General features: G+C 29.2%; 27 protein-coding genes. 4 read left to right on the top strand and 23 right to left on the bottom strand.

The window, feature by feature from the left end; all coding sequences use genetic code 11:
• Positions 1–21: 21 nt before the first annotated feature.
• The 10 genes from G324_RS07390 to G324_RS0105800 form a co-directional block, all read right to left on the bottom strand.
• Positions 22–858, bottom strand: coding sequence for a diacylglycerol/lipid kinase family protein (locus G324_RS07390; RefSeq protein ID WP_025725457.1), 837 nt, complete (start codon positions 856–858; stop codon positions 22–24).
• Positions 859–862: 4 nt separating this feature from the next.
• Positions 863–2,098 (bottom strand): tyrosine--tRNA ligase, encoded by a 1,236-nt coding sequence (gene tyrS / locus G324_RS0105840; protein WP_025725456.1) that lies wholly within the window; start codon positions 2,096–2,098, stop codon positions 863–865.
• 248 nt (positions 2,099–2,346) lie between these two features.
• Positions 2,347–3,339, bottom strand: coding sequence for a LacI family DNA-binding transcriptional regulator (locus tag G324_RS0105835; protein WP_025725455.1), 993 nt, complete (start codon positions 3,337–3,339; stop codon positions 2,347–2,349).
• A 158-nt stretch (positions 3,340–3,497) separates the two neighbouring features.
• Positions 3,498–3,860 (bottom strand): 50S ribosomal protein L19, encoded by a 363-nt coding sequence (gene rplS / locus G324_RS0105830; RefSeq protein WP_025725454.1) that lies wholly within the window; start codon positions 3,858–3,860, stop codon positions 3,498–3,500.
• A gap of 81 nt (positions 3,861–3,941) precedes the next feature.
• Positions 3,942–4,673: a tRNA (guanosine(37)-N1)-methyltransferase TrmD gene (trmD, locus tag G324_RS0105825; protein WP_025725453.1), complete on the bottom strand. Its 732-nt coding sequence runs from the start codon at positions 4,671–4,673 to the stop codon at positions 3,942–3,944.
• Positions 4,670–5,146: a ribosome maturation factor RimM gene (gene rimM / locus G324_RS0105820; protein WP_162146949.1), complete on the bottom strand. Its 477-nt coding sequence runs from the start codon at positions 5,144–5,146 to the stop codon at positions 4,670–4,672. Before rimM ends, trmD begins: the two co-directional genes overlap by 4 nt.
• Positions 5,147–5,150: 4 nt before the next feature.
• Positions 5,151–5,399, bottom strand: coding sequence for a KH domain-containing protein (locus G324_RS0105815; protein WP_025725451.1), 249 nt, complete (start codon positions 5,397–5,399; stop codon positions 5,151–5,153).
• A 21-nt stretch (positions 5,400–5,420) separates the two neighbouring features.
• Entirely contained in the window at positions 5,421–5,663 is a 243-nt protein-coding gene (gene rpsP / locus G324_RS0105810) for a 30S ribosomal protein S16 (RefSeq protein ID WP_025725450.1), read from the bottom strand.
• 82 nt (positions 5,664–5,745) lie between these two features.
• On the bottom strand, positions 5,746–5,979 hold the full coding sequence (locus tag G324_RS0105805; RefSeq protein ID WP_162146948.1) for a YlbG family protein: 234 nt from the start codon (positions 5,977–5,979) through the stop codon (positions 5,746–5,748).
• Between the two features lie 4 nt (positions 5,980–5,983).
• Positions 5,984–6,679, bottom strand: coding sequence for a pseudouridine synthase (locus G324_RS0105800; protein ID WP_025725448.1), 696 nt, complete (start codon positions 6,677–6,679; stop codon positions 5,984–5,986).
• 45 nt (positions 6,680–6,724) lie between these two features.
• Here G324_RS0105800 and def point away from each other — a divergent pair, with 45 nt between their 5' ends.
• On the top strand, positions 6,725–7,300 hold the full coding sequence (gene def, locus G324_RS0105795; protein WP_025725447.1) for a peptide deformylase: 576 nt from the start codon (positions 6,725–6,727) through the stop codon (positions 7,298–7,300).
• Between the two features lie 26 nt (positions 7,301–7,326).
• On the opposite strand, the gene G324_RS0105790 is transcribed toward def, so the two are convergent.
• The 3 genes from G324_RS0105790 to thiI are packed head-to-tail and all read right to left on the bottom strand — an operon-like array spanning position 7,327 to position 10,162.
• Positions 7,327–8,223 (bottom strand): TIM barrel protein, encoded by an 897-nt coding sequence (locus G324_RS0105790; protein WP_025725446.1) that lies wholly within the window; start codon positions 8,221–8,223, stop codon positions 7,327–7,329.
• Positions 8,220–8,921: a TrmH family RNA methyltransferase gene (locus tag G324_RS0105785; RefSeq protein WP_162146947.1), complete on the bottom strand. Its 702-nt coding sequence runs from the start codon at positions 8,919–8,921 to the stop codon at positions 8,220–8,222. Before G324_RS0105785 ends, G324_RS0105790 begins: the two co-directional genes overlap by 4 nt.
• On the bottom strand, positions 8,921–10,162 hold the full coding sequence (gene thiI / locus G324_RS0105780; RefSeq protein ID WP_162146946.1) for a tRNA uracil 4-sulfurtransferase ThiI: 1,242 nt from the start codon (positions 10,160–10,162) through the stop codon (positions 8,921–8,923). The genes G324_RS0105785 and thiI overlap by 1 nt, the downstream gene beginning before the upstream one ends.
• 138 nt (positions 10,163–10,300) lie before the next feature.
• Here thiI and G324_RS0105775 point away from each other — a divergent pair, with 138 nt between their 5' ends.
• Together G324_RS0105775 and rpsD are read left to right on the top strand one after the other, a co-directional pair.
• A complete protein-coding gene (locus G324_RS0105775) occupies positions 10,301–10,765 on the top strand; it encodes a GAF domain-containing protein (protein WP_025725443.1) in 465 nt (154 codons plus the stop codon).
• Positions 10,766–10,934: 169 nt separating this feature from the next.
• The gene (gene rpsD, locus G324_RS0105770; protein WP_025725442.1) at positions 10,935–11,531 is read left to right on the top strand and encodes a 30S ribosomal protein S4; all 597 of its coding nucleotides are present in this window, start codon (positions 10,935–10,937) and stop codon (positions 11,529–11,531) included.
• 43 nt (positions 11,532–11,574) lie between these two features.
• Here the strand turns inward: rpsD and pdo are convergent, their stop codons facing one another.
• The 9 genes from pdo to G324_RS0105725 form a co-directional block, all read right to left on the bottom strand.
• Positions 11,575–12,219 carry a protein disulfide oxidoreductase gene (gene pdo / locus G324_RS0105765; RefSeq protein WP_025725441.1) on the bottom strand — a complete coding sequence of 215 codons (645 nt, stop codon included), beginning with the start codon at positions 12,217–12,219 and terminating at the stop codon, positions 11,575–11,577.
• Between the two features lie 11 nt (positions 12,220–12,230).
• The gene (locus tag G324_RS0105760; protein ID WP_051457540.1) at positions 12,231–13,199 is read right to left on the bottom strand and encodes an NAD(P)/FAD-dependent oxidoreductase; all 969 of its coding nucleotides are present in this window, start codon (positions 13,197–13,199) and stop codon (positions 12,231–12,233) included.
• A gap of 5 nt (positions 13,200–13,204) precedes the next feature.
• On the bottom strand, positions 13,205–13,687 hold the full coding sequence (locus G324_RS0105755) for a hypothetical protein (protein ID WP_025725439.1): 483 nt from the start codon (positions 13,685–13,687) through the stop codon (positions 13,205–13,207).
• 177 nt (positions 13,688–13,864) lie between these two features.
• Entirely contained in the window at positions 13,865–14,773 is a 909-nt protein-coding gene (locus tag G324_RS0105750) for a hypothetical protein (protein ID WP_025725438.1), read from the bottom strand.
• A 186-nt stretch (positions 14,774–14,959) separates the two neighbouring features.
• Complete coding sequence (gene tpiA, locus G324_RS0105745) at positions 14,960–15,724, bottom strand: triose-phosphate isomerase (protein ID WP_025725437.1); 765 nt, start codon at positions 15,722–15,724, stop codon at positions 14,960–14,962.
• Positions 15,725–15,729: 5 nt separating this feature from the next.
• The gene (locus G324_RS0105740) at positions 15,730–15,975 is read right to left on the bottom strand and encodes an HPr family phosphocarrier protein (RefSeq protein WP_025725436.1); all 246 of its coding nucleotides are present in this window, start codon (positions 15,973–15,975) and stop codon (positions 15,730–15,732) included.
• An 18-nt stretch (positions 15,976–15,993) separates the two neighbouring features.
• Positions 15,994–16,542: a helix-turn-helix domain-containing protein gene (locus tag G324_RS0105735; RefSeq protein WP_084027171.1), complete on the bottom strand. Its 549-nt coding sequence runs from the start codon at positions 16,540–16,542 to the stop codon at positions 15,994–15,996.
• Positions 16,542–17,741: a phosphoglycerate kinase gene (locus tag G324_RS0105730; protein ID WP_025725434.1), complete on the bottom strand. Its 1,200-nt coding sequence runs from the start codon at positions 17,739–17,741 to the stop codon at positions 16,542–16,544. Before G324_RS0105730 ends, G324_RS0105735 begins: the two co-directional genes overlap by 1 nt.
• An 89-nt stretch (positions 17,742–17,830) precedes the next feature.
• On the bottom strand, positions 17,831–18,232 hold the full coding sequence (locus tag G324_RS0105725; protein WP_162146945.1) for a competence protein ComK: 402 nt from the start codon (positions 18,230–18,232) through the stop codon (positions 17,831–17,833).
• Positions 18,233–18,305: 73 nt separating this feature from the next.
• Here G324_RS0105725 and G324_RS0105720 point away from each other — a divergent pair, with 73 nt between their 5' ends.
• Positions 18,306–19,010: a hypothetical protein gene (locus tag G324_RS0105720; protein WP_025725432.1), complete on the top strand. Its 705-nt coding sequence runs from the start codon at positions 18,306–18,308 to the stop codon at positions 19,008–19,010.
• A gap of 93 nt (positions 19,011–19,103) precedes the next feature.
• On the opposite strand, the gene sufB is transcribed toward G324_RS0105720, so the two are convergent.
• Positions 19,104–20,513: a Fe-S cluster assembly protein SufB gene (sufB, locus tag G324_RS0105715; RefSeq protein ID WP_025725431.1), complete on the bottom strand. Its 1,410-nt coding sequence runs from the start codon at positions 20,511–20,513 to the stop codon at positions 19,104–19,106.

Below are 20,513 nucleotides of genomic sequence, written 5' to 3'. Positions count from 1 at the left end.
GGTTACTTCTATTTTTTTATATTATTTATTTACTTCAAACTTTCGAACTGGATATTCATGTTCACCATCACGTTGAAGATAACTATCCGTTAATAATTCTACTTTGATACGTTTTCCCTGATAAAATTGAACATACTTATATAAAAATCTATGTAGCCCTAAATATATTGAAGGAAAAAGTATAATTAATAACCATTTAGGGATTTTTTTAACAATTACTAGTTCTAAGTAGTCTTTGTCTCTACGCATTTTTGGTGCTAGACGCATCCCTCCGCCAAAAAACTGTGCATTCATTGCTGTTACAAACCATACTTTATTTTCCTCAAATACCTTACCATCCACATCAATTAATGCAGAAACGGGTTTATAATTTATGAATGATTTAAATACATTTTTAAAATAATTTGATTTGTTTTTAGCACTTTTTGAAACATTAACGTTATAACAAACAAAACCGTCAAATCCAACACCAGCACCATTTAAAAACTTTTCAGTTTTACCATTTACTTCAATAGTTGGTAGGTTTTTTATATATGGTTTAATATCTACAAACTTACCCTTTGTTTTAACGCTTCTAATAAAATCATTACCCGTACCTGCTTTATACATAAAAACTTGAGGTAAAATTTCGGTATCATTGATCTGATTAACAATTCTATTTAATGTACCATCACCACCAATAATAATAATTCTATCATCACTACTATATGCACTTAAAAAAGATTCAACATTATGAATATCGAGTAAATTTAAAATTTGAGATTTTATGCCTTTTTTGTTTGATTGTTTCTCTAATTTTTCTGCAATTTTAACATTTTTACCCTTATTAGATAGGGGGTTATATAATATAATATCCATATATTTATCTAAATACGATTAATGCGTATTTTTTCTTTCCTCTTCGTATAATACTATAGTTTTTAAATGTTCTAGGTGTTGTATTAACAATATAATCTACTTCTGTAATTTTATGACCATTAATGCTTACAGCACCATTTAAAATAAACTCTCTAGCTTCACGGTTAGATTGAGCAAGTTTTGATAAAACAAGTGTCTCAACTATATTTTCATTATGAATCAGTGTTGTATCTAAAACTTTTTCTAACGTTTGATATGCATCCATATCCAAATCCTCAAAGTTACCACTAAATAATGCTTCAGTAACACTTAATGCTGTTTCTAATGCTTTTTTCCCGTGAACAAGTTTTACAACTTCTTCTGCTAAACGCTTTTGAGCATATCTAAGTTCAGGTTTTTTACTTGACTCTAAAAGTATTTCATCAATTTCTTCTTTTTCTAAAATAGTTAATAGTTTTAAGAAGTTTTCAATATCACTATCACTACTATTTAAGAAATATTGATATAGTTCATATGGGCTAGTAAGGTTTTCATCAAGCCATAAAGCGCCTGATTCTGATTTACCAAATTTAGTACCATCTGCTTTTAATAATAGCGGGCTTGATAGTCCTACTGCATCATTTTCACCAACAACTTTTCTAATTAATTCTAATCCTGATGTTATATTACCCCACTGATCAGAACCACCAAACTGGATTTTGACATCTTCATTTTGATATAGTTTTAGCCAGTCAATTGACTGTAGAATCATATATGAAAATTCTGTATATGAAATCCCTGTTTCTAGACGTTTTTGGACAGTATCTTTATGTATCATATAAGATACATTAAAGTATTTACCAAAATCTCTTAAGTAAGTAAATAAATCTATTTTTGATAACCAATCATAGTTATTTACAAACATTACATTACCTGATATTAGTTTTCTAATTTGAGTTTCAATTTTTTGTGCATTTTCTAAAGATTTTTCTAAAGTCAGTAATTGTCTTTCACTGGTTTCTCTTGGATCTCCAATTAAACCTGTTGCACCACCTATTAAAACAACCGGTATGTGTCCGTGTTTTTGTAGGTATAGCATACGTACGATTTGTACTAAATGTCCGACTGTTAATGATTCACCTGTTGGATCATATCCTACATAAAATTTAATTTTTTTATTATTTAATAAATCTTTTGCAAGTTCGGGTTGGCTAACATCTTTAACCATACCTCTATATTCTAATTTACTGTATAAATCCATATTTTCTAAGACTTCCTTTTCATACTTTTTTAAATAAAAAATGTCCTTAAACTGAAAAAATCAGTCTAAGGACGAATGCTTAATAATTCGCGGTACCACCTTAGTTCACAATAAAAATTGTGCACTCATTTAGTAATGTAATCTCCATTAGTTGTATTTTGTTTGATATATTTAACTTCTAATTTTCACCAGCCATTAGATCTCTATATAAGTTTATATAAACTACTTGTACTAATATTATCGATTGATTAAATTGATTGTCTATTAATAATACGATGAGGTAAGATAATTCTTGTATTTTCTACATCTTGAGATTGCATCAGTTTTGTAAGTAGTCTCATTGATACAGCACCAATGTCATATACTGGTATATCAATAGATGTTAACTCTGGACGACTTAAAGCTGCATATTTAGTGTTTTGGAATCCTGCAATTTTTAAGTTTTCAGGTACACTTTTACCATTATTAATTGCCGTATTTAAAAACGATACTGCAATAGAGTCTCTAACAGCAATAGCACCATCTACATGAATATCTGCAAAGAATGTTTCAAAGTGTGGTTTATTGATGTTTGTATCACCACTTGTTCTAAAGATCATTGGTTCAAGTTTTGCTTCAACCATTGCTTTAGTATAACCTTCTTCTTTTTTATCATTAACACTATAGCGTCTTGCTGTACTTAATAAATAAATATCTTTACAGCCTTTTTCAATTAATTTTTTAGTAATTTCGAAGCCTGCTTTAACGTAATCAATACTTACAGTAGGTACAATTGGATCGGATGTTGCAACGTTTGCGAATACATAAGGTATTTTATTATCATTAAACATACGTTTGATTAAATCAACATCTTTATCACTTAATTCATCATTTAAGTATAATACACCATCAACTTGTTCAGCTACAATGTTTTGTAGTGTATCTAATACATCAGATTCATCATGAATGGTAAATAATTTAATTGAATAGTGATATTTTTCAGCAATATCAGCAATCCCACCAAGCATTTCTGCAACGGATGCTCTTGTAATATCAGAAATTACAACACCAACTGTTGTTGTTTTTCTACTTGCAAGTCCACGTGCAATAACGTTTGGTCGATAACCTAGTTCTTTAATTACTTTTAAAACTCTTAATCTTGTTTCTTCTTTTACTTTTTCAGGTGAATTTAAAACTCGAGAAACTGTTGCTAAGCTGACACCAGCAGCCCCTGCAACGTCATAAATAGTTGCGTTACTCATAGATATCACTCCTTTAATTATGATAATTATATCATAAAATGGAAGTGCTTACAATACTAAATGTAACAAAATGAAAAAATTTTCATAATGTAACATTAATGGCTTTATAATCTAAAAAAAGTCGCCATTTCATTTGAAATGACGAACTTTTTATATAATTATTTTTGCTTTTTTTCTCTAATTCTAGCTGCTTTTTTGCTTAATGTACGAATATAGTTTAATTTCGCACGACGTACGATACCATATCTTACAACTTCAATACGATCAACTCTTGGTGAGTTTACTGGGAATGTTCTTTCAACACCTACACCATTTGAAATTTTACGTACAGTAAATGTTTCGCCAATGCCACCGCCTTGACGTTTAATTACTAGACCTTCAAATAACTGAATTCTTTCTTTTGCACCTTCCACAATTTTAACGTAAACACCAACAGTGTCTCCAGCGTTAAATTTTGGACGTTCGATCATGTATTTAGATGTAATTTCAGTTAGTAAAGCTTGTCCTTTTAGTTTTGCCATAATAGTTCTCCTTATTCTACGTCTGTTCATAAGTCATATTACTTAGCGGACCAGCGTGCCTTTTTGATTATACATGAAACATTATTTTGTTTCAATTGATTTCTTAATTTTATTTAAGATTTTTGTTTCTTCTTTTGTCATGACTCTATTTTCTAATAGGTCAGGCCTTTTTAAGTATGTTTTTTCTAAACTTTTTTCTAAACGCCATAAACGAATATTTTCATGATGTCCTGATTTTAATACATCAGGTACTTTATGTCCCATATATTCATCAGGTTTAGTATATTGTGGGTATTTTAATAGTCCTTGTTGATGTGAATCATCAATGTAAGATTCTTTATTAATTACACCTGGTATTAAACGGATAATGCTATCTGCAATAACCATTGCAGGTATTTCACCACCGGTTAATACATAATCACCAATACTTACCTCTAAATCAACTAAATTTAAAATTCTATCATCAATTCCTTCATAGTGCCCACATATTAATATGAGGTGCTTAATTTCTTCACTCCATTTTGTGGCAAGCGCTTGGTTATAGACTGTACCTTGAGGAGATAAGAATACTGTGAATGTATCTTTAGTTTTTAGTTTAGTAAGTAATTTATGAAATGGCGGATAGATCATTAACATGCCTGCACCACCACCATATGGTGTATCATCAATTTTTCCACCTTTTAAATCTGTATATAATCTAAGATCGTGTATGTTGATTTCAACACGTTTATCCTCAATTGCATGTTTGATTTTTGAAGTGGTTAAGAATTGATCAAAAAAGTTTGGAAATATTGTAATAATATCTATGATCATATGAGTCCCTCAATTGCATCGATAACGATTTTTTCATCTGTAACTTCTTTAATAAAGACATCTACAAATGGGATGAGTTTATATTGACCATCGTCTTTTTTGACTCTTAGTAAATAACCTTGTGGCACTTCGACAAGTTCTATTACTTTACCTACAAAATAATTATTTTGGGCATATACATCAAGACCAATTAATTGAGGTAGATGAAATTCATCTTCTAATAATTCATCAGGTTCTTGACTTGTATATATTTCTTGTTTTTTTAAGTGCTCTACTTCAGATAATGTTGGAAAGTTTTCAAATGAAATTAAATATAAGTCTTGTTGTCTTCTAACTGTTTTGATAGTCATTTCTTGTTGGTTAATAATTACCTTACTACCTACAAAAAATCTATTAAAATCAGTAATTGATTGAACTTTAACTTCACCCTTAATGCCATGGGTGCTAACGATTTTACCAATTAAATATAACATCTAATTAATATGCGTCAATATCTAAGTGCACGCGTTTTCCAGCTTTTGAAGCACCCGCATAAACAATTGTACGTATTGCTGATGCAATTTTTCCACCTTTACCAATGACTCTTCCAAGATCTTGGTTATTGACTAACAATTGTATATGTACAAGTTGATTATCCTCAGATAAAACTTTAACGGAAACATCATCTGGGGAAACCACTAATGGCGTTACTATTTGTTTGATTAACTTTGCAAAATCGACTGCCATATGTATGACCCCCTTTTATAATTATTTATTTACTACATTAAACTTTTTGAATAAACTTTTAACTGTATCTGTTGGTTGTGCACCGTTGTTTAACCAAGCAACAACTTTGTCACTATTCACATCAACTGTTCCTTTGATTGGTTCATAAGTTCCTATAATATCTAAGAATCTACCATCTCTTGGTGCTTTTGAATCTGCTGCAACAATTCTGTAGAATGGTCTTTTATGATTACCAAAACGTTGTAAACGTAATTTAACTGCCATATTTGTTTTCTCCTTAATTCTTTTTGTCCTGTATTATTGTATCACATTATTTTAAGGTGTCAAGTATTTTTAGTTAACACCATTAAGAAATGTTTGCTTCTTCATTAAAAGTAAGAGATGGATAGATGCGAATAAAGCCTTTGACGTTTTTTAAGTGAGAAGTTAACATTTTTTCTCCCTTATTTTTATCAAAGTAAACAACTGCATAGTTTCCTTTTTTAGACACATATGCTAAATTTACATCCATTTTGCTTAATTTTTTAGGTACTTCTTTGCCTTTAAAATCTACTATATAGGCTACTCTTTGTATTTCCATAAATCTACCTTCCAAATATATCATCAATTGAGATCTCTTGATATTTTCCGGGCTCTAAGTTTAATTTTAGTGCACCAATTTGAATTCTTTTTAGATTGATTACTTCATAACCAATTTTTTTAAACATTTTTTTTACCTGATGAAATTTACCTTCATCAATTGAAATTGTTGCAACACTATCCATTGTAGTTAGATTAAGTGCTTGTGCAAAATATGTGCTACCATCTGTATTAATTAATTCAACACCTAAAAGTAGTTTATTTGCATCTTCTAGATTTAATATTTTATCTAGCGTTGCTTCATAGACTTTAATAACTTTCTTTTTAGGGTGTGTAATTTCATGAATAATTTGACCATTATTTGATAAAATCATTAATCCTTCACTGTCTAGATCCAGTCTACCAGCTATTTTTAGGTCTAACCTGTCATATGGACTTTTTATTAAATCAAATAAAACAGGATGTATATTATCTTTATTACTTGATAAATAATTCACAGGTTTATAAAAAGCTAAGATGATATCATCTTTATAGTAAAGATGTTCACCTTTAACGCATATTTTATCATAGTTCGGGTCTATTTTCATATCATATTGATATACAGGGTTACCATTTAAAGTAACATCCCCATTTTTAACCATAAACTTTACATCTTTTCTACTTCCAAGTTTTAAGTTGGATAAAAATTTATCTAATCTCATATGTCATCCTTATGATATAATTATTTAAAGAGGTGAATTTTATTTATGATACGCATGCAACACATTATAAGAGAGGGCCATCCCACTTTAACAACTCCATCAAATCCTTGCTTACTTCCACTTTCTGAAGGTGATATTAAACTAGGAAAAGATTTACTTGAGTATGTTATAAATAGTCAAAATGATGAATTGGTCCAAAAATATAAACTGCGACCAAGTGTTGGACTTGCTGCACCGCAAATCAATGTATTAAAACGTATGTTTGCTATGCATGTTCAAGACTTTGATGGGAAACTTTTTTCATATATTATGATTAATCCAGAAATTACTGCTTCATCTAAGGAAGAAACTTATTTACCAGGTGGTGAAGGATGTTTATCTGTTGATAGAGAAACTTCGGGTTTAACACCAAGATATTATGCAATTAAAGTTAAAGGTTATCACTTAGATTTAGAAACTAATTCTGCAAAACCTTTAGAAATTACATTAGAAGGGTATCCTGCAATAGTTTTTCAACATGAGTTTGATCACCTAAATGGTGTAATGTTTACATCAAAACTTTATCCACAACTACCAAATGCATTTCCATTATTTGAGATGGATGAATCAGAAGAAGATTAATCAAAAAGGCTTTATGGCCTTTTTTTTTACATAATTGATATTTTTTTATTATAAAACATTAAATATAATACTGCCAATTGAATACGTATCATAAAATAAGTATCTGTGTTTTGATATCTTTGAATATAATCTTCATATATTTTATATTCATGTTTTTTATTTTTGCTTACTAGTTTATTAAACCATGATTGTCCTTTAGGTTTATGCACTAATTCAATAATGCTTGAATCCAAAACAATATAACCATCATATTTCATTTTTATTAAACGTTTAGCAATGCCTTTAACATCAATATCATCGCCACTTCCAAGTATTCTACCACTAAGCATTCGATCGATATCATCCATAATTACCATACCAATTTTATGTCGTAAAATTCTATAGGCTGTAACTTCAGCTTCTTTTAGTTTATATAAATACACATAATCAAAAATGATTTCAACATTTTTGTTAGGAACATTATCTAAAATATATCGGTACATTTTAGGTGTATGATTATCATCAAATTTAATTAAGACTTTAAGTTTTTCTTTCTTTATAATTGAAAGATGTTTCTTAACAGTTTCAATAACCTTGTTATATGGTTTAATCGTTTCATCAAATTTAGGAATTGTATATATAAAGTATTTACTTTTTAAGTTAGAAACCTTTTTAGCAAGACTTTCTAGTAGATTATTGTAGTATGTAATTTCCTCTATTTTTTTCATATCAAATGATTCTAATAATGGGTCAACTGCAATAATAGGTATTTCTTGAAACTTTTCTTTTAGTAGTGTAAGTGTATCATCATCAAGTTGGTAAAACTTTTTACCATCAATTCTTCTGATTATTGCATAATTAATGGACGCATCATGAATGATTTTTAATTGTTCATCTATTGAAGCATGATCATAATCAACAAAACTACTAATAATAGGTTTCATCTTCTACTCCATTCATACATTAATATGGATCCAGCAACAGCAACATTTAGGCTTTCTACATTTTGGGTTTCTATTTTTATTTTACCATCTAAGATATGACTAACCTCATTTGACAATCCATGTCCTTCATTACCTAGTACTAATATATAAGGGTTTCCTTTTATAGGTTTTAGGTTTGATTCATGGGCATCAGCACCAAATGCTTGATAGTTATCTTCTTTTTTTCTTAAGATAAAGTCAACAATATTTTTTCGTTCAACAAATAATTCAAATAAAGCACCACTGGATGCACGAATTGTTTTATCATTATAAAGATCTGCACTTTTTTCTGATAAAACAACATGCCTAAACCCAAAAGCAAGTGCACTCCTTAAAAGAGCACCTAAATTATCAGGATTTTGGATATCATCTAAAACAAGTATGTTTTGAGATGATATTGGATTTTGCTTTTTTCTACAAATTGCCATTACATCATAAGGAGTTTGAGTTAAATTCAGTTCCTTCATTAATTTTGGATGAATTTGTGTGCCATCAATTTCCGGGTTTGAAGTAACAATTTCAATGACTAAATCATTTTTTAATGCAAGATCAACTAGTGTATTACCAAAAACTAAAAACTGATTTGTTAAATCACGATGTTTTTTTAATTTTAGTTTCATCCACTCTTTAAATTTTTTGTTGTCTTTAGATTCAATCATTATTTACCTTCTGTATAATTTTTTAGCGCACTTTCTACATCAAAACCATAAAGTGCTATTTCAAAATCAGTTGTTGGTTCTATTATTATTGTTTGAATATTTTTTATTGCTTCATCAAGCATTTCATTAAATTCAAATTTACTTTCTTCAATTAATGATTGCTTAATTGTAGGATTTGTTACAGGATTTCTTGGAACGTAAACTGAACAACAATCATTAAATGGAAGAATTGATATATCGTATGTATCAATTTTTTTAGATATTTCAATGATTTCTTGTTTATCGTTTGTAATTACCGGCCTTAATATAGGTATATTTGTAACATTTTCAACAACTTTAATACTACTAAGTGTTTGACTTGCTACCTGTCCTACAGATTCACCATTAATTAAAGCATCTAAACCATTTAAGTTTGCATATTTTTCAGCAAGTCTGTAAAACATGCGACGCATAATAGTTATTAAATGTGAATCTTGAACAGATCTTAATATTTCCTCATGTATTTTAGTAAAAGGAACTAAGTGTAGTTTTATTTTAGTTTTAGGCATAAAATAAGCTAACTTTTTAGATATTTCAATCACCTTTTGAACAGACTCTAAAGGAGTTAATGGAGTGGATTCAAAATGAAATAATTCCACTTCTATACCTTGTTTCATCATTAAATATGCTGCAACAGGTGAATCAATACCTCCTGATAACATCACAAGTGATTTACCACCTAAACCAATTGGATAACCACCAAGACCTGGTATTTTACCTACATAGATATAACATGCGTCATGTCTAACTTCAATATTAAGTACCGTTTCTGGTTTTTTTACCTCAACTTTAATACCTTCAAACTCAGGTAAAATACGTTTTGCTACCTCCTGAGATATTTGAAGCGATTGTAGCGGATAGTTTTTATCTGTACGCTTTGTTTCTATTTTAAAAGTTGTAGGTAGTTTAACTTCCGTTTTTACAACCTCAATTGCTAGTTTTGCAATATCATCTAAATCTTTGGTTGTTTTATATATATATGAAAAAGAATGTATCCCAGATACATATCCTAATTGTTTAATCACCAAATCTTTATCTTTTTCCATAAAATGGATAAATATTCTATCATGTTGATATTCGTATTTAATATTTAAATCTCTTAATTTTTCTCTTAATAGTCTTTTAATTTGTGTAATGAATAGAGGTTTATTTCTACCCTTTAAGACTAAATCACCAAAGCGAATTAAAATTGCTTTTTCCATAATTATCACCATTTATTATTATACCATTCATTCATCATGAAATTAAGGGTTATATTCTACAATTTAGCATCTAAACTGGATGTATGGTAAATAATGATATAATTAATTAACTATTTATTTGAAAGGAAATTTGCTTAAATGAACTATGATATATTAATTGAAAGCGCAAATGCTTTATTAAAAGATGAACCAAATAATTTATCATTATTAAGTAATGCAACAGCATTTATTAACGATCATATTAATGATTTAAATTGGGTTGGTTTTTATTTATATAATAACGGTGTATTAACACTTGGACCATTCCAAGGTAAAGTGGCTTGTAATAAGATTTTACCCGGTAAAGGTGTTGTAGGAACAAGCTATGTAAATAATGAAGTGATTGTTGTTAAAAACGTACATGAAATTGAAAATCATATTATGTGTGATGCAAACTCAATGAGTGAGGTTGTTATACCAATTAGAAATGGTAAAGAAATTTATGCTATATTTGATTTTGATAGTCCAATAGAAAATAGATTTGATGATAAACTAGTCCAATTTTTACGACAATTCGCGGCATTAATTGAAAAGTATATTGACTTTAATGCACCTTTAATATAAAATAAGTAAGCGGTCAAAAGCAGGCCATAAATACGTTTATAAATATCCCTACATTATATGGATGAACTAAGTAATCTTCTTCTGCTTGAAGGTGAAAAGGAATTTGCGGATTATATAAAAATATTGAGGTGTGTTTACCCAAAAAATAATAAAAGGAGGTAAATTCTATATGTCACGTTTTACAGGATCTACTTGGAAAGTGTCTAGACGCTTAGGATATTCAGTTTCAGAAACTGGTAAGGAATTAAAGAAAAGACCTTATGCACCAGGACAACATGGACAACGTCGTAGCAAATTATCAGACTACGGTATTCAGTTACAAGAAAAACAAAAGGTGCGTTTTGTATATGGAGTAAGCGAAAAGCAATTCAAAAAAACTTTCGTTGAAGCTTCAAAAATGCAAGGTAAGCAAGGTGAGAACTTCTTAAAACTTTTAGAATCTAGATTAGATAACGTTGTTTATCGTTTAGGTTTTGCAAGAACAAGAGCTCAAGCAAGACAACTTGTTAACCACGGTCATATCTTAGTTGATGGTAAGAAAGTTGATATTCCATCATACAGATTAAATCCAGGTCAAACTATAGCTCTTAAAGAAAGAAGCAAAAACTTAAGCATTGTAAAAGAAGCTTTAGAAGCTCAATTTGCACATGTTGATTATGTTGCATTAGACGCTAATGGCGTTGGTACTTTCTCAAGACTACCAGAAAGAAACGAATTCTTATTTGATATCAATGAACAATTAATCGTTGAATTCTACAATAGATAAAACCTAAAAAGAAAAAGGACTTTAAAAAGTCCTTTTTTTATTTCTATAATTTATCAATTTCATTTAAGAATGTTTCAATTGGTTGATTACCTAAAAACTCATATTTATCATTAATAATGATTTTAGGCACACTGCTTACATTATACTTTTCTGATAATTCATAAAATGTTTGAGCCTCATATGCTTCTGCTTCTATATTAGAATTTGTCATTGCAAGCCTAAATGCATTTGTAACAGCACCAGGACAATGTGGACACCCTAATGTCACAAAAACTTTAATGTTTACATTTTTATCAATTTTTGCAATTCTATCCATTACTTTTTGATCAAAGAATGGTTTTGTTGTTGAACTATCGATAAGTGATGATATAAGTGAATTAATTTCATGTCCAGCAGGTATGCCGTTAAATCTAAATCTTTTAAAGTTTTTATTTTGATCTAAAATTACAAATGTTGGTGCATAGGTTACACCATATTTAGATGCTTCTACTGCATCGTCTTCTAATGTTCTTTCAAGCAATGTGATTTTAGGGTTTAATACTTTGACTTCATTTAGAAGTTGTGCTGTCGGCTCACACATTTCACAAGCTTTATTCGTACCAAAAAATATTACTGTAATATCATTTTCCATCATTTTTAGTACTTCTTTAATTTGATTTGCTACATCTTGGTTTAATAGTTTATTCATTGTTTTTCTCCTTATTTATTAACCTTTAGGTAATGATTTGCATAAATTGCAGCTTTTGCACCTTCCGCTGCTGATATAATTATTTGTTTATGTATTTGATTTGTCATATCACCAGCTGCATAAATGCCAGCGATATTTGTTTCTTGGTTTGCATTTACAATTACTTCATTATGTTCATTTAATGCAACTAAATGTTTTACATATTGTGTATTTGGCGTTGTTCCGATGGAGACAAATAATCCGTCTGTTTTAAAATTGGAAGTTTCATTTGTTTTTTTATCGAGTATTGTCAAACTTTCTACTTTTAACTTCCCATGAATTTCAAGTATTTGAGTATCTAATAAATAACTTATTTTAGGATTATTATTAATTTTATCAATTAATACTTTATCTGCTCGAAATTTTGATCTTTGAATAATGGTTACTTTTTTTGCCCACACCGCTAGATCTAGCGCAGATTCAAGGGCACTATTACCACCACCTGCAACAACCACTTCCTTATCTTTAAAAAATGGTGCATCACAGATTGCACAATAAGAAACACCTTTAGATGAAAGTAATTCTTCACCCTTGATACCTAATTTTTTAGGATGTCCGCCTGTTGCAAGTAAAATAGTTTTTGAATGAATTACTTCATTTGTATTTAGAGTCAATCTAAATTTATTATCTAATTTGGTAATTGAATTTACCCATGCTTTTTCAAGTATGGGAATTTTAAATTGTTTAACATGTCCTAAAAATGAGTGAGATAGTGATTCACCAGTATAATTTGGTAGGCCTAAATAGTTATCAACATCTGTTGTATTTAGTAGTTGACCACCAATATCATTAGTAACAATTCCCGTTACTAAACCTAGTCGATGGGCATAGATACTGGCATTTAACCCCGCTGGTCCACCACCTACAATTAAAAAATCATATAATGTGTTTTTATCAAAAACAGTATCATTATTACTTATATTCATATTAAAATTAAACATATTATCTAATCCTTTAGTGGTTTTATTTTACATACACCAACTTTTATTTCTCTAAGTATAAAGAACAATCCAATTAAAATTAAAGCCAGTGAAATTATCTTATAAGGAAATCCTGCAAGTGGTAATGCAATCACACTAAATGCAATGCCAATTGATGAGAAGAATGCAATCACACATCCTGTACAGCCATATGTGAGTATTCCAAATAATATTGATAGAAATCCAAAGCTAGATGCTTTTGATTCTCTTCCTTTAATTTCAACCATAGCTGTGGATAAGTTCATCATAAGTGTGCTTAATAGTGCCATAACAATATTTAAAACAATATTAATAACAACTAAATAAGTTCCAAATGTTTGACTCATTTCAACATAAGACATATTCAAATAATCAATTAAAAAATAAATTACTAAAAAAAGTGTTAGAAAAATCGATCCTTGTATAATGTATTTTTTAGTTTTTTGTAATTCAAATGCTTTCTTTATCATGTGTGAAATCTCCTTATTTGATTATTTTCATTATACCACCGGGGGTATATTTGAAAATCCCATTTGCATTTTGACTCGATAAGATTTTTAAAATAAGTGAAAAATCATAGATTTACCTAAAAAGTAGTTTTTATATAAAATTTACTATAAAAAATAGTGCCTTAAGCACTACTTTTATTATATATATTTTGTTGTAAATTTAAATACTTTTTGCATTATTTCATACGTGGCAAAAGGATGTCCTTGACTATAACCTATTTCCATAGTGGAGCTTAAAGGATATAGTTCATCTTTATGATTCATTACTACATTTTCAAATATGACATTTGAAAGTTCTGCTTTACATAAGGGATCCCAAAGTAGGTCTTTAACTGGTACTAAACTTACGCCAATTAAAAATCTATTTATATCTTTTAATGTATGGGCATTAGGATAGTCTAGCATTTTTAAATAAATATGATTTGTATTTTTATTAATAATCTTAAAACACCAACCAGAAGTTCTTTTTGTCAATTCGATAGTTAATTTATCAAAACCTTTAAATGTATTATGATCCACCTTATTAAACTTAGATATAATTATGTTATCTACAAAAAAATCTTTTGGATGTCCACCTCCCATATAATAGTAAAATGGTTTTAAAAAGACTTCATCATTTTCATAAAATATACTTAATCCTACATCTAGTTGATCTGTTGATTGATGATTTACTAATATATATCCTTGATACTTTGTTGAATTTTGACTTGGTTTATAAATTGCTTCTACAAGCGATATATCCACACTTATTGTCTCATAACCTGGTTTTGAATATAGATAATTATATGCACCACTGTGGTACTCCAAGTCATTTGTTTTATTTAATTTGTCATAATATTTAATTGGTATATTTTTATATCTTTTATGCTTTGTATCAATTACAAATTCTTCGTTATTAAAATATATTTTATTAGTATCTATTGAGGTATCAAATATAGGTTCATCTAAGTGAAAAACTTTTGAATTATTTTTAGTTAATGCATATTTGATTGCTTCGATCTTATTATTAAATTGTACGTTTTCATGTTCATTTTTAACAATATACATTTTTAACCATCCACCCTTCAAATCACATTATACCATCTAAAATAAAACAAACAAGGTACATCATAAAATGATTGCATTATACAAAATTAAAAAGTTATTAAATATATTTTAAAATATATTTTTTTTGATATTTGTATAAAAAAGAAGCCTAATGGTCTAGACTTCTATATTAAAAACTTATATATTTTATTTATTTTTAGCTGCTTCAACAAATTTTAAGAAGTTATTATGATCAAGTGCAGCACCACCGATTAATGCACCATCAATGTCTGATTCTTCTAATAATGCTTCTATGTTATCAGTTTTAACAGAACCACCATAAAGTATACGAATTTGCATTGCAACTTCATTACCATATAAATGAGCCAATTTACTTCTAACATCTTTAATTGTTTCATTTGCCATTTGAGGGGTTGCAGTTTTACCTGTACCAATTGCCCAAACCGGTTCATAAGCAACAATTGTTTTAAGTGCTTGTTCTTTAGTCACATTTTTAAATGCGATTTCAAGTTGATTATCTAATACTTGTTTAGTTTGATTAGATTCTCTAACATCTAATTCTTCACCAATACATAAAATTGGTGCTAAATCATATTTAAATGCAGCATGCATTTTTAAATTAACTTCTTCATCAGTTTCGTTAAATATATTACGACGTTCTGAGTGTCCAATTAAAATATATTCAGCGCCAGCAGTTTTTACTTGAGCAGGTGAGTTTTCACCTGTGAAGGCACCTTCATCTTTATAGTGCATATTTTGTGCAGCAATACGTAAATTTTCTCCTTCACGTTTTACTAATAGATTTAATAAAATTGCTGGTGCACAAATAATTGATTCAACTTGATCTGTTGATGGCATATGACCATTGACTGCAAAGATAAATTCTAAAGCCTCATCTTTAGTTTTAAACATTTTCCAGTTTGCAGCAATTACAGGTACTCTTTTATGCATTTATATTATCCTAAGATTGAAGAAATGTCTTTGATTGCTTCTTCGGCATGAGGTCCTGATGCTACAATCTTAACGTTTTCTCCTTTAGGTACTGCTAAACTCATTAATCCTAATATAGATTTTAAGTCAACAGTCTTGTCTTTGTAATATAATTTAATATCTACAGCATATTTAGATGCTGTTTGAACTACTTTTGCCGCTAAGGTTGCATGTAAACCAGCGGTTGAACCTATGATAATTTCTTTTTCCATATCTATCTTCTCCTTTATTTAAAACATTGGTGGTGTGGATATCCAAAGTATCCTTGCAACACTATTTCCTAAGTTTTGTAAGTAATGTTCTTTATTAGCCATGTAATAAAAGGTTTCACCTTTTTTTACGATGTGTCTAGTTTTATTTAATACAAGGGTAACTTGTCCCTCAAGTACATAACCAAATTCTTCGCCTGGATGTGAATCATCAATTGTTGATTGGCCACCCGGCATAATCTCTATAATAATTGGTTCCATTTCATATTTTAATGCATTTGGAACAATCCAAGAAATAGTTGAACCTAAATCCGGATTTTCTTTTTCATAAAAGTCTTCTTTGGTAAATACAATTTTAGCATCTTCGCCTTCAGGTTTAGAGAAAAACTCGTGTGTCTCAACCCCTAATACTTCAAGTAATGCAAAGAGTGTCTGAATAGATGGAGAAGTGAGGTTGTTTTCTAATTGTGAAATATATCCCTTTGTGAGTTCTAAACGATTAGCAAGTTCTTCTTGAGTCAGGTTGTTACCAAGTCTGAGTGCTCTGATTTTCTTGCCGATGTCAATCATTATTTTTCGTCTACCAATTCTACTCCAGGTAATACTTTACCTTCTAAGTATTCTAGTGATGCACCGCCACCTGTAGAAATATGACTGAATTTATCTTCAAGACCAAATTTCGCTACTGCAGCTGCAGAATCTCCACCACCAACAATAGTAATTGCTTTACCGTTTAGGTTTGCTAATGCTTTTGTAATCTCTAATGTACCGTTTGCGAATGCTTCCATTTCAAATACACCTTGAGGTCCATTCCATACAACTGTTTTAGCTGATTCGATAATTTCTTTAAATCTTTCAACTGTTTTAGGTCCAATATCAAGTCCCATTTCATCTTCTGGAATTGCATCAAATGTTCTAACATTTGTCTCAGTATTTGCATCAAATGCTTTACCTGTAACAACATCAGATCCTAATTCAATTTTACCATTTGCTAATTCTAATAATTCCTTAGCTAAATCAACCTTATCTAACTCAACTAATGATTTACCAACTTCAAAGCCTTGAGCTTTTAAGAAAGTAAATGCCATACCGCCACCTATTAATACTTTATCAGCAACTTTTAGTAAGTTTTTAATCACTTCAATTTTATCAGATACTTTAGCACCACCTAAGATTGCAACAAATGGGCGTTTAGGATTTTCTAGTGCGCCACCAATAAAGTTAATTTCTTTTTCAAGTAATAAACCTGCAACAGAAACATCCATATTATTTGAAATACCTACATTTGATGCATGTGCTCTATGTGCAGTACCAAATGCATCATTAACAAATACTTCTCCTAAAGAAGCCCAGTATTTACCTAATTCTGGATTGTTTTTAGATTCTTTATTACCATCTAGGTCTTCAAATCTAGTGTTTTCAAACATTAATACATCACCAGCATTTAATTTGTTTACAGCATCTTCTAGAGCTTGTCCTCTAGTTTCAGGAATAAATGTTACTGGTTTATTAATTAATTCTGATAATCTTTGTGCAACTGGTCTTAGTGAGTTTGTTGCTTTATCAGCCTCAGTCTTAATACGTCCTAAGTGGGAGAATAAAATTAATTTTGCACCATTACTGATTGCATATTCTATTGTAGGTAATGCAGCAGTAATTCTTGTATCATCAGAAATTGAACCATCTTTGTTCAAAGGCACATTGAAGTCAACTCTTATAAGTGTTTTTTTATTTTGTAAATTTACATCTTTTATCGTTTTTTTAGCCATTTTGTGTCTCCTTATTTATTATCGTTTAACCATTTCATATTATACCATGAACTAAATAGTGTTTCCATTGTTTTCATGTGAAAGTGTATTCATTCTAAACTTTTCTTATATTTTAATATAATGATTATTATTCTTACTAACTTTTGATAACTTTTTGTGGATAATTTAATACTTAGTTGATATTTTTCATCAAATATAAATAGGATGTTTTTATCTAAATAAACGATTTCTTTTATCGCCATATAGTTGATCCAAATCGAGTCATAATCTCTCATTGATTTTGTTGAAAAAAATGCATATTTATGACTTAACACGACAGGTATTTTATATTTATCATCAATAATTGGTTTAACTGATTTTATATATCCTTCTAAGGTTGTTAGATGTTTTAAACATAACTTTTTTATGACTGTTAGAGCACTATAACCTGATATTCTTCTATTTGGATAAACATATGCGCCATCCTGTTCATTTTTAATATAATAAATCAAACCACTCACTCCTTTCAATCATTATATGATGTTATAATGAATGTTGAAAGTAAAAATATGAGGTTTTCCAATTATGCATCAAATAGAAGAATTTAATATAATTAAGGATAAAAATTTAAAAAACTTATATCAAATTGTATATCAACATTTAAAATATATTGATGATGCTCCAAATATCGAGGCACTACATACCTACAAAAAATATTTACTAGCATATCATAATGGATATACTTCTGATCAAAAGTTATTTAAAAAACTTCAAAAATATCATCTTTTATTTAAAGAGATTAATATTTCTTGGTTAGGTGTTTTTTTAGATTATAAAATTAATTATTTTGATCAATTTAGTTTAAAAAGTTATGACAATCTTATAACCTATGCCAAACTTCAATCCAAGTTTTCTTTTCTATTTTTAATTACTGACAAATTAGCTAAAAATCATCTAAATATTATTAGCAGTTTAGGAATTATTGATATTTTAAGTGATATATTATTAAATGACGAAAAACTAAATAGTCAATCTAAAATAAATTATCCAGAGCAGTTATTATTTGATTTTAATGTGGAGATTTCTTTAAATAAGTCATTTTTAAAAAATGATAAATATATTGGTTTATGGGAGTATATTCATTTTAAAGTTAGAACAGAAATTAACCTTATTAAACCACTAATAATTACTTTTTTACCTCATGAAATAGAGTTAATCAAATTATATATAAACGACATCATTAGTCGTTTAAACGAAAGAAGAAATTTCTTAATTTCACTTAGTAACTAAAATTTTTATTATAAAAAAGACGAACATTTTTAACACTTATAGGTTGAATATTCGTCTTTTTTTATATTTCATATTTGATTAATATGTTTAAAATTAACCGATTGAGCCTTCCATTTCAAGTTTAATGAGTTGATTTAATTCAACTGCATATTCCATTGGTAGTTCTTTTGAAAATGGTTCAATAAATCCCATAACAATCATTTCTGTAGCTTCCTCTTCAGAAAGACCACGACTCATTAAATAAAATAATTGTTCTTCAGATATTTTAGATACGGTTGCTTCATGTTGTAAAAACACATCTGAGTTTTTAATCACATTAATAGGGATAGTATCTGATGTAGATAGGCCATCTAAAATGATGGTATCACATTCAATATTTGATTTTGAACCTTTAGCGTTTTTACCAAAGGATACTTTCCCACGGTAGTTAACCTTTCCGCCACCACGTGAAATTGATTTAGAAATAATATTAGATGTTGTATTTGGAGCCACATGTATCATACGTGCACCTGCATCTTGCCACTGGTTTTTACCTGCAAACGCAATTGAAATTGTTGTACCTTTTGCATGTTCACCTAATAATATACAAGATGGGTATTTCATATTAACATTTGAGCCAATGTTTCCATCAATCCATTCCATATGACCATTTTCATAAACATGTGCACGTTTAGTTACTAAGTTTATGACATTTGTCGACCAGTTTTGGATTGTAGTATAACGGCAGGTTGCATCTTTTTTTACAATAACTTCAACAGTTGCAACATGAAGTGAATCTTTTTGATAAATTGGTGCGGTACATCCTTCAACATAGTTAACATATGCACCTTCATCTACAATAATTAAAGTACGTTCAAATTGTCCCATTTGATCTGAGTTAATTCTAAAGTATGATTGTAGAGGTTTTTCAACTCTTACACCTTTTGGTACATAAATAAATGAGCCACCTGACCATACTGCAGCATTTAATGCAGCATATTTATTATCTTTATTACTTACAACTGTACCAAAATATTCTTTAACAAGTTCAGGGTATTTTTTAACTGCGGTATCAGTATCCACATAAATTACACCTAATTTTTCTAACTCTTCTTTTGAACTGTGATACACAACCTCTGATTCAAACTGAGTAGAAACACCTGCCAGGTAGTTTCTTTCTGCTTGTGGAATACCTAAACGTTCAAATGTTTCTTTAATTTTTTCAGGTACGTCATCCCAAGAATTCATGGCTTTATCAGTCGATTTAATAAAGTATGTAAACTCTTGGAAATCAATAAAACTTAAATCTGGTCCCCAATTTGGATTTGGAATCTCAACGAAGTTTTTATAACTTTCTAAACGATAATTCGTCATCCATTCTGGTTCATTTTTTATTTTTGATATTTGTCTAACAATCGCTTCATTAATACCTTTTCCAGTATCCATGATTGGTGTTGCATCTGTTCTAAAGCCGTACTGATACTCACCTACGATATTATCTATTTTACTTTTTGTATCATCCAT

The organism is Acholeplasma granularum ATCC 19168 (assembly GCF_000526235.1).
Taxonomy (GTDB): Bacteria; Bacillota_I; Bacilli_A; order Acholeplasmatales; family Acholeplasmataceae; genus Acholeplasma; species Acholeplasma granularum.
The sequence above is the reverse complement of the archived record's forward strand: the minus strand, read 5'-3'. Positions and strand labels throughout refer to the sequence as shown.

Bases quoted from the DNA above. Each gene is read 5' to 3' on its own strand.
- G324_RS0105805 (WP_162146948.1), bottom strand. From the start codon at position 5,979: ATGGAAATACAAAGAGTAGCCTATATAGTAGATTTTAAAGGCAAAGAA.
- pdo (WP_025725441.1), bottom strand. From the start codon at position 12,219: ATGAATAAACTATTAAACCAAGATGTAGCAAATCAAATTAAAGAAGTA.
- G324_RS0105815 (WP_025725451.1), bottom strand. From the start codon at position 5,399: ATGGCAGTCGATTTTGCAAAGTTAATCAAACAAATAGTAACGCCATTA.
- G324_RS07390 (WP_025725457.1), bottom strand. From the start codon at position 858: ATGGATATTATATTATATAACCCCCTATCTAATAAGGGTAAAAATGTT.
- rpsD (WP_025725442.1), top strand. From the start codon at position 10,935: ATGTCACGTTTTACAGGATCTACTTGGAAAGTGTCTAGACGCTTAGGA.
- G324_RS0105800 (WP_025725448.1), bottom strand. From the start codon at position 6,679: ATGAGATTAGATAAATTTTTATCCAACTTAAAACTTGGAAGTAGAAAA.
- G324_RS0105750 (WP_025725438.1), bottom strand. From the start codon at position 14,773: ATGTATATTGTTAAAAATGAACATGAAAACGTACAATTTAATAATAAG.
- sufB (WP_025725431.1), bottom strand. From the start codon at position 20,513: ATGGATGATACAAAAAGTAAAATAGATAATATCGTAGGTGAGTATCAG.
- G324_RS0105720 (WP_025725432.1), top strand. From the start codon at position 18,306: ATGCATCAAATAGAAGAATTTAATATAATTAAGGATAAAAATTTAAAA.
- G324_RS0105760 (WP_051457540.1), bottom strand. From the start codon at position 13,199: ATGTTTAATTTTAATATGAATATAAGTAATAATGATACTGTTTTTGAT.
- G324_RS0105735 (WP_084027171.1), bottom strand. From the start codon at position 16,542: ATGATTGACATCGGCAAGAAAATCAGAGCACTCAGACTTGGTAACAAC.
- tyrS (WP_025725456.1), bottom strand. From the start codon at position 2,098: ATGGATTTATACAGTAAATTAGAATATAGAGGTATGGTTAAAGATGTT.
- def (WP_025725447.1), top strand. From the start codon at position 6,725: ATGATACGCATGCAACACATTATAAGAGAGGGCCATCCCACTTTAACA.
- G324_RS0105835 (WP_025725455.1), bottom strand. From the start codon at position 3,339: ATGAGTAACGCAACTATTTATGACGTTGCAGGGGCTGCTGGTGTCAGC.
- G324_RS0105775 (WP_025725443.1), top strand. From the start codon at position 10,301: ATGAACTATGATATATTAATTGAAAGCGCAAATGCTTTATTAAAAGAT.
- G324_RS0105755 (WP_025725439.1), bottom strand. From the start codon at position 13,687: ATGATAAAGAAAGCATTTGAATTACAAAAAACTAAAAAATACATTATA.
- G324_RS0105730 (WP_025725434.1), bottom strand. From the start codon at position 17,741: ATGGCTAAAAAAACGATAAAAGATGTAAATTTACAAAATAAAAAAACA.
- thiI (WP_162146946.1), bottom strand. From the start codon at position 10,162: ATGGAAAAAGCAATTTTAATTCGCTTTGGTGATTTAGTCTTAAAGGGT.
- rpsP (WP_025725450.1), bottom strand. From the start codon at position 5,663: ATGGCAGTTAAATTACGTTTACAACGTTTTGGTAATCATAAAAGACCA.
- tpiA (WP_025725437.1), bottom strand. From the start codon at position 15,724: ATGCATAAAAGAGTACCTGTAATTGCTGCAAACTGGAAAATGTTTAAA.
- G324_RS0105785 (WP_162146947.1), bottom strand. From the start codon at position 8,921: ATGATTGAATCTAAAGACAACAAAAAATTTAAAGAGTGGATGAAACTA.
- G324_RS0105740 (WP_025725436.1), bottom strand. From the start codon at position 15,975: ATGGAAAAAGAAATTATCATAGGTTCAACCGCTGGTTTACATGCAACC.
- rplS (WP_025725454.1), bottom strand. From the start codon at position 3,860: ATGGCAAAACTAAAAGGACAAGCTTTACTAACTGAAATTACATCTAAA.
- G324_RS0105790 (WP_025725446.1), bottom strand. From the start codon at position 8,223: ATGAAACCTATTATTAGTAGTTTTGTTGATTATGATCATGCTTCAATA.
- trmD (WP_025725453.1), bottom strand. From the start codon at position 4,673: ATGATCATAGATATTATTACAATATTTCCAAACTTTTTTGATCAATTC.
- rimM (WP_162146949.1), bottom strand. From the start codon at position 5,146: ATGTTATATTTAATTGGTAAAATCGTTAGCACCCATGGCATTAAGGGT.